Origin of the sequence: Aeromonas finlandensis, assembly GCF_000764645.1 — a bacterium.
Taxonomy (GTDB): Bacteria; Pseudomonadota; Gammaproteobacteria; order Enterobacterales; family Aeromonadaceae; genus Aeromonas; species Aeromonas finlandensis.
On record NZ_JRGK01000127.1, the window covers coordinates 1 to 7,877 of the forward strand.

The 7,877-nt window shown below is 58.9% G+C and carries 9 protein-coding genes; 2 read left to right on the plus strand and 7 right to left on the minus strand.

The features are described from left to right. The 5 genes from LD28_RS0111125 to potA form a co-directional block, all read right to left on the minus strand. The coding region (locus tag LD28_RS0111125; RefSeq protein ID WP_033137037.1) for an antitoxin Xre-like helix-turn-helix domain-containing protein at nt 1-335 on the minus strand (335 nt) is incomplete at its 3' end. Between the two features lie 286 nt (nt 336-621). Beyond that, nucleotides 622-1,689, minus strand: a complete 1,068-nt coding sequence (locus LD28_RS0111130) for an extracellular solute-binding protein (protein WP_033137038.1) — start codon at nt 1,687-1,689, stop codon at nt 622-624. Nucleotides 1,690-1,770: 81 nt separating this feature from the next. Beyond that, on the minus strand, nt 1,771-2,541 hold the full coding sequence (gene potC / locus LD28_RS0111135) for a spermidine/putrescine ABC transporter permease PotC (RefSeq protein ID WP_033137039.1): 771 nt from the start codon (nt 2,539-2,541) through the stop codon (nt 1,771-1,773). After that, complete coding sequence (gene potB / locus LD28_RS0111140) at nt 2,538-3,425, minus strand: spermidine/putrescine ABC transporter permease PotB (RefSeq protein WP_050514308.1); 888 nt, start codon at nt 3,423-3,425, stop codon at nt 2,538-2,540. Before potB ends, potC begins: the two co-directional genes overlap by 4 nt. Beyond that, entirely contained in the window at nt 3,412-4,515 is a 1,104-nt protein-coding gene (gene potA, locus LD28_RS0111145; protein WP_033137040.1) for a spermidine/putrescine ABC transporter ATP-binding protein PotA, read from the minus strand. The genes potB and potA overlap by 14 nt, the downstream gene beginning before the upstream one ends. 191 nt (nt 4,516-4,706) lie before the next feature. Between potA and LD28_RS0111150 the strand changes: the two genes are divergently transcribed. Then, complete coding sequence (locus LD28_RS0111150; protein ID WP_033137041.1) at nt 4,707-5,444, plus strand: DUF2189 domain-containing protein; 738 nt, start codon at nt 4,707-4,709, stop codon at nt 5,442-5,444. Nucleotides 5,445-5,460: 16 nt separating this feature from the next. After that, the gene (locus LD28_RS0111155) at nt 5,461-6,147 is read left to right on the plus strand and encodes a DUF2987 domain-containing protein (RefSeq protein ID WP_033137042.1); all 687 of its coding nucleotides are present in this window, start codon (nt 5,461-5,463) and stop codon (nt 6,145-6,147) included. 102 nt (nt 6,148-6,249) lie between these two features. Here LD28_RS0111155 and ttcA read toward each other — a convergent pair whose 3' ends face one another. Then, on the minus strand, nt 6,250-7,158 hold the full coding sequence (gene ttcA / locus LD28_RS0111160) for a tRNA 2-thiocytidine(32) synthetase TtcA (protein WP_033137043.1): 909 nt from the start codon (nt 7,156-7,158) through the stop codon (nt 6,250-6,252). A 74-nt stretch (nt 7,159-7,232) separates the two neighbouring features. After that, the coding region (gene uspE, locus LD28_RS0111165; RefSeq protein WP_033137044.1) for a universal stress protein UspE at nt 7,233-7,877 on the minus strand (645 nt) is incomplete at its 5' end.

Genomic DNA, 7,877 nt, shown 5'->3' on the forward strand with positions numbered 1-7,877 from the left:
TTCATAATGTCCATCGCGCTGCGCCCGGCAAAGAAGGGGTGGCTGTTGGGTTTACGCACCCAGCCGTAGATGCTGTCGTCGGCACTGAACAGCATCCTCAGACACTTGTGGATATTGAGGATGTAGCTCATTCGTTCTTGCATATCCACGGTCAGACGGATCCCGCCGTTTGACTCCTTGTATTTGTTCAATGTTGAACGGGATGAAATGCCAAGAAGTTTCAGCTGTTCATCCGTATTGCAGTGCCATTTATCCAGAATACGGAATACCACAGGCAGTGCCTTGCTGGGGTCAATGGCGCCATTTTTCAGGGCTTTTTTTGCAGTATTGGCCATATGTCCTCCTTATGTAGTCAGCGCCAGACAGCTGTCTGGCGCGTGAAATGTTAACTTTAGTTGAGTGTAGAAGAAATGTGCATGCATGTACACATCTATACATATATACACAAATATGAACATTCTTGGGCGTTGATGTGCGTTCGGCACGAGGTGCGCCATATGTCGATCGGATCGGTGTGCCGTTGTGGTTAGCCGTCGCAGACCCGAAAGACGACAAAAGACGACAAAGGGGGCGTTTGCCCCCTTCATCAATTGACCCTATAAGGGTCGCTTAAAATCCGACTTAACCCGCCTTGGCCACCATGGCTTTAAGCTGCAGGAAGTACTGCTCGTAGAGACGGGAGGCATCTCCCACATCGGACTGGAATTCGCCCTTACGCTTGATCTCGTCGCTCGGGAAGACCATGGGGTTGTTGCGAAACGCCGGGGTGAGCAGGGGAATGGCATCCTTGACCGGGGTGGGGTAGCCAATTGCCTCGGCCACCTTGGCGGCCACATCGGGGCGCATCAGGAAGTTGATCAGGGCGTGGGCCTCTTGCACATGCTTGGCCTTGGCCGGGATGGCGAGGTTGTCCATCCAGAGTACCGCCCCCTCTGCGGGGTAGGTCATCTGGATGGAGGGGTATTCGCGCTGGGCGCCGTAGGCCGAGCCGTTCCACAGCATGCCGATATTGACCTCACCGGCGATAAAGGGGTCGGCCGGGTTGTCGGAGTTGAATGCCTTGACGTTGGGCATCAGCTTTTTCAGGTATTCGAACGCTTCGGCAATTTGCGCCTTGTCTTGGGTGTTGGGGCTGTAGCCCAGTTGCACCAGCGCGATATGGAACACCTCGCGGGCATCGTCCATCAGCAGCAGGCTCTCTTTCCACTCCGGTGCCCAGAGCTGCTTCCAGCTGGTAACCGGTTGCTCGATGATGTCGGTGTTGGTGCCGATCCCGGTCGCGCCCCAGATATAGGGGATGGAGTAGCGGTTGTCCGGGTCGTACTCGTGGTTGAGCAGGGTAGGGTCGAGGTGCTTGAAGTTGGGCAGTTGGGCGCGATCCAGCGGCTGCAGCATCCCCTCTTTGGCCATTTTCGAGATGAAGTAGGTGCTGGGCACCACCACGTCATAGCCGTCGCCATGGGTTTTCAGCTTGGCGTAGAGGGTCTCGTTGGCTTCGTAGGTGGAGTAGATCACCTTGATGCCGGTCTCTTGCTGGAACTGCTCCAGCAGGCCGTCCGGCACATATTCCGACCAGTTGTAGAAGTAGACCACCTTGTCGTCGGCCGCGTGAGCACTCTGGCTCAGCAGCGGGGTGGTAAGGGTGAGGGCGGCTGCCAGCAGGGCGCCGGCCTTGTGTTGGATTGTCATCAACAACTCCTTGGGGTTATGGGGCCTTGCGGCCCACCGTGACAGAGTTCGCCAAAGATGGCGGGGACGAAACGGGCAGGGTCAACCCTGCCGTTTGCGCAGTAACAGTTGCGCCAGCAGCACCATCCCGAGGGAGGCGACCAGCATCAGGGTGGCCAGGGCGTTGACCTCGGGAGAGACGCCCACCTTGACCATGGAGTAGATCTTGAGCGGCAGGATCTCGTAGGCCGGGCCGGTAACAAAGGAGCTCACCACCACGTCGTCCAGCGACAGAGTAAAGGAGAGCAGCCAGCCCGCCATCACAGCCGGCAGGGCCAGCGGCAGTATGATGCGGCGCAGGATGATCCACTCGCCAGCCCCCAGATCCCGTGCCGCCTCCAGCATCCGCACATCAAAACCGCACAGCCGCGAGTAGACGGTGATCACCACGAAGGGCAGGCAGAAGGTGATGTGAGCGATGAGCAGGGACCAGAAACCCAGTGCAATGCCGGTCACCAGAAACAGGGTCAGGAGCGAAATGGCCATCACGATATCGGGGGACATCATCACCACGAACAGCATGCCGCTCACATACTGTTTGCCGCGAAAGCGGTAGCGAAACAGCGCCACGGCGGTGAGAGTACCGATCAGGGTGGCTGCTGTGGCGGTGAGGGCAGCGATGGTCAGGGAGTGCTGGGCCGCCTGCATCAGGCTGGCGCTGGCAAACAGCTTCTCATACCAGCCAAGGGTAAAGCCGCGCCAGTCGATGCCATATTTCGACAGGTTGAAGGAGTTGGCGATCAGCACCCCGATGGGCACATAGAGATAGCCAAACACCAGCAGCAGGAACAGAGCTTTCAGTGCGCGCATCATGCCAGCTCCCCCTTCTTGCTCAATAGCTTGCCCGCCCGCCAGTAGCAGTAGACCAAGAGCGCCATCAGCACCGTCAGCATCACGCTGATGGCGGCGCCAAAGGGCCAGTCACGGCTGTTGAGGAACTGGGTCTTGATCAGGTTGCCGATCAGCAGGTGCTTGGCGCCACCCAGCAAGTCGGAGACATAGAACATCCCCATGGCGGGCAGGAACACCAGCAGACAACCGGCGATGATGCCGGGCAGAGTGAGCGGCAGAATGATCCGCACCAGCCGCTGCCAGCCGTTGGCGCCAAGATCACGCGCCGCCTCCAGCAAACGGCCATCCAGCTTCTCGATGCTGGAGTAGAGCGGCAGCACCATAAAGGGGAGCAGCACATAGACCAGCCCGATGATGACGGCCACCTCGGTATACATCATCTGCAGCGGCCGCTCGATGATCCCCAGATCCAGCAGCCAGCCATTGATCAGCCCCCGGGTGCCGAGCAGCACTTTCAGCGCATAGGTGCGGATCAGGGAGTTGGTCCAAAACGGCACCACCACCAGAAACAGCAGCAGCGGGCGGATACGCGCTGGCAGATGAGCCAGCAGCCAGGCAAAGGGGTAGCCCACCAGCAGGCAGATGGCGGTGGCGAGCAGAGCCAGCCAGAGAGAGTGGAGCAACACCTCGAAATAGAGCGGGTCCAGCAAGCGGCCATAGTTGCTCAGGGTAAAGAGCGGCGCGATAAGCTCGGATTCATCCCGGGTCAGGAAGCTGACGCCGATGATCATCAGATTGGGCAGGAAGACAAACAGCGTCAGCCAGCCGAGGATCAGCGCGATGGCCGTGTTGCGAAAGCCGTTGTGGGCAAAGCTGTGCGGTACCCGCAGATTAGTGAGGCTCATAGGGCAGCACCACCTCCCAGCTGTCGACCCAGTGGATCGCCACCTCCTGACCCAGACGGTAGTCAAAATCGGGGTCATCTTCGTCGAAGAACTCGGAGATAAGCAGCTGTTTGCCACTTTCGAGCTCGATCACCGAATCCAGCGTCGCCCCCTTGTAGTTGCGCTCGCGGATATTGCCCCGCAGCGCGCCGCTCTGATCATCATCCTGATCGAGAATGCGCAGATCTTCCGGGCGCAGCAGCACCAGCACCTTGTCGTCTGGTTGGAACGGCAAGGTGGTATGAAGCAGGCATTCGCGCCCCTCTACCTCGGCCTGCCAGATACCGGGTGCGCGCTGGCTGATCAGCTTGCCATCCATCACGTTGATCTCGCCGATAAAGCGGGCCACGAACAGATTGGCTGGCGATTCGTAGATATCGCGCGGGGTGCCGCGCTGGATGATCTTGCCGCCCTCCATCACCAGGATGCGATCAGACATGGTGAGCGCCTCTTCCTGATCATGGGTGACGAAGACAAAGGTGATGCCAAGGCGACGCTGCAGCGCCTTGAGCTCGCTCTGCATCTGCTTGCGCAGCTTGTAGTCGAGCGCCGAGAGGGATTCGTCGAGCAGCAGCAGGCGCGGCTTGTTGACCACTGCGCGGGCGATGGCGACCCGTTGTTGCTGGCCGCCGGAGAGCTGATCCGGGCGGCGGTTGGCCAACTCGGTGAGCTGCACCATGGCGAGAGTCTCCTCGACCCGCTGGCGGATCTCGCTGGCCGCTACCTTCTGCATCTCGAGGCCAAAGGCGACGTTTTCAAACACCGTCATATGGGGGAAGAGCGCATAGCTCTGGAACACGGTGTTGATGTGCCTGTGTTCGGCGGGGATATGGGTGATCTCGTCACCGGCCAGATGGATGGTGCCACCATCGACCGATTCGAGCCCGGCCAAGAGGCGCAGCAGGGTGGTCTTGCCGCAGCCGGAGGGGCCCAGCAGGGTAAGAAATTCACCATCGTAGATTTCCAGGTCAAGGTCACTCAGGATCACCTTGCCATCGTATTTTTTGCTGATCTTGTTCAGCGCGACAATTACCTGTGGATTGTTCATCATCCGCCAGTCTCACCCCAGCCAGTGGCCATCGTGTTGAAAGAGGGCCGCATTCTATGCAGCCAATCCATGAAATTAAAGGCTTTTTGGCCGCAAGTGGTCAGGAAAAACGACTACGAATAGCAGGCCAAATCGCTATAATGTGCCACCTGATTTGGTCGTTTTCGATATTGGATAGTCAATTGAGTAATAAAATGCGTATTGGCGGCTCCCTTGAGCAGTCTCTGAACCAGGGCTACCGCCTTGATCTGAAAGGGGTCATCCAGGAGGGATGGCAACAGACCCGCCGTACCGGATTTGGCCTGCTGCTGGCGATTGTCGGGGTGACGGCGATCTGGATCCTGCTCAGCAATGTGCTGCTGTTGCCCTATCTGGGGGACGACAACCAGATGAATGTGGCCATGGTGCTGAGCCTGCTGATGACGGTGGTGATGGCCCCCATGACCAGCTCCCTCGATATGCTGGGATTGCAGCAGTCGGTCGGGGTGCGCGCCCGGGCAAACCAGGTGTTCGACTTCTTCCGCCATTTTGTGCGCCTCGGCATGCTGAGCCTGCTTGGCAGTCTGCTCACCAGCCTGTTTGGCCCGCTGTTCGATCTGGTGGGATTGCCCGCCGTGCTCTCTTTCATTCCCTCGGCCCTGATCGGCATGGGGCTGCTCTTTACCGTCCCACTGGTGCTGGAGCGCGGCTTGACGCCGCCTCAGGCCATTTTGGTCTCTCTCAAGCTCTTTGCGCGCGGCTGGCCCAGCATTGTGCTGTTCCACGGCGTGATGACTGCGCTCTTCTTCCTGGCTCTGATCCCCATGGGGTTGGGGCTTATCTGGGTGGCACCGCTCTATTTCAACTGCAAGGGGATCCTCTATCGGGATCTCTGCGGGGTGGGGGTAGAGGTGAACGAGGTGACAGAAGGCCCCAACCATTTCAATGCATGATGCAAAAGGATGTTGAATGACCCGTCGATATGGAGTGACCAAGGCCTTGCGCCAGAGCTTGCTAGCCACTCTCTTGCTGCCAGGACTGGCGCTGGCAGAGCCGGTGCTGGATCTGCAATACAGCACCTTCTACAGACAGATGAAGACCTTTGCCAAAGGGGAGTTTGGTCACGCCCGACTGGGGTTTTATCTGACCGATCCGCAAAATGGTCAGCGCTGCGGCCTGGTCGCTGCGCGGGTATCGACACAGGACAAGGAGGTCGCCGCCGAGGTGACGGTGGACAGCGAATTGCGACTGCCGTTCGATGATGATCTCAACCTCGACAAAGGGATGGTGCAGGTCACGCTCAAAGAGCCCCACGCCACCTGCGATATGGCGGTGCAGGTGATGGCGGATGCGCCGAGCGGGCCCGAGCTGCCGCTGGCGGAGCTGGCGGCGCGTCAGCAGCAGATGCAGTCGCTGCTCGACAAGATGGCGGGCATGGTCGGCAAGCACTTCCTGCCGAAGATGGAAGGGGTGCGCATTACCCTGGTGCAGCAGAGCGGCACCGCTTATCTGATTGATGGCGCCCGTCAGGAGGCGCTGCCCTGGCAGGAAGGCCATCTGCTGCTGAGCAACGAGCAGCTGGCCGCGTTCGCCGCTGGGCAACTGCGCCTGCAGGGTGACGTGCTGCGGCTGACCCCCTGGCTGAACAAAGGGTGAGGCCGGTGGCGCTGTCGCCTCAGTGACAGGCCGATCAAGAAAGCAAAAAAGGAGCGATTATCGCTCCTTTTTATTGCGTGGCATTTGCCCTGTGACGGCGGTTTAGCGCACTTCAATTACATCCAGCATGTCCATCTCGTCGATGTCCAGCAGCGGGGCTTTTGGCATCTCGGGCGGATCAAACGCCTTGTCGCCGCCATCGATGATGCCGGAGTCGCGGTTGATGCTCTTGAAGTCAAATAGCTTGTGATCGAGCAGGTGGCTCGGGATCACGTCCTGAATGGCGGTGAACATGGTTTCGATACGACCGGGGAAGCGGCGATCCCAATCCTGCATCATCTGCTTGATGGCCTGACGCTGCAGGTTCTCCTGCGAGCCGCACAGGTTGCACGGAATGATGGGGAAGGCTTTCACCTCGGCATAGCGCACCAGATCTTTCTCTTTGCAGTAGGCCAGCGGGCGGATCACCACGTTCTTGCCATCGTCGCTCACCAGCTTGGGCGGCATGGACTTGAGCTTGCCACCGTAGAACATGTTGAGGAACAGGGTCTCGAGGATGTCGTCGCGGTGGTGGCCAAGGGCAATCTTGGTGCAACCCAGCTCCTGGGCGGTACGGTAGAGAATACCGCGGCGCAGTCGTGAGCAGAGGGAACAGGTGGTTTTGCCTTCCGGTACCTTCTCCTTGACGATGGAATAGGTATCTTCCTCGACGATCTTGTACTCGATACCGAGTGAGGCGAGGTATTCAGGCAGCACATGCTCGGGGAAACCGGGCTGCTTCTGATCCAGATTGACGGCAACCAGATCGAAATGGATGGGGGCGCTGGCTTTGAGGCTCATCAGTATGTCGAGCATACCGAAGCTGTCCTTGCCGCCGGAGAGGCAGACCATGACCTTGTCGCCCTCTTCAATCATGTTGAAGTCGGCAATGGCCTGACCCACGTTGCGCCGCAGGCGCTTCTGCAGTTTGTTAAAACTGTATTTATCTTTGGCGTTCAGCTCTTCTAGCATGCTCGTAAAACCCGGGACACAAATAAGCGCGTTATTATAGCCATGTCCCGGGGGAGGGCAAGGTGCCAGGCACCTTATGATTGATGGCGACGACTGTCGACCGGGCAGCTGTAGTCCGCCGGTTTGAGGATCAGGATGTCGCAGGAGAGGCGATCAATCACATGTTCGGCGGTATTGCCGAGCAAAGCAGCAGAAAGCCCGGTGCGCCCGACGCAACCCATGATCATCAGGGTCGCCTTGAGCTCTTCGGCCATATCCGGCAGCACCTCTTCCGGTAGCCCCTCTGCTACCCGGGTCCAGAGATGACCAATCCCGAACTTGTCGGCATGGCTTAGCAGCAGGCTTTCGTGGTGTTTGCGGATAGCTTCGTTGTAAGCATTGGGGTCAAACTCCGGCAGCTCGATGGCCACGTTGACCGGGGTGCCCGGGTAGGTGTTGACCAGATAGAGGTTGGAGCCCAGCAGCTCGGCGATGTCGCTTCCCTCCTGAGTGATCCGTTCGTTGAGCAGTTTCTGATCCGGATCGTCGCTTGAGCAGTTGATGGCGGCGATGATGTTGCCGCCCCGTTGCCAGTGACCCTCCTTGACCAGCAGCACCGGACAGGGGCATTTGCGCAGCAGGTGCCAGTCGGTGGGGGTAAAGATGAAGGTTTGCAGGAAGCTGTGATGGTGAGTGGCCTTGACCACCAGATCGTGGCGCTGTTCCAGCACCTCCTGAAT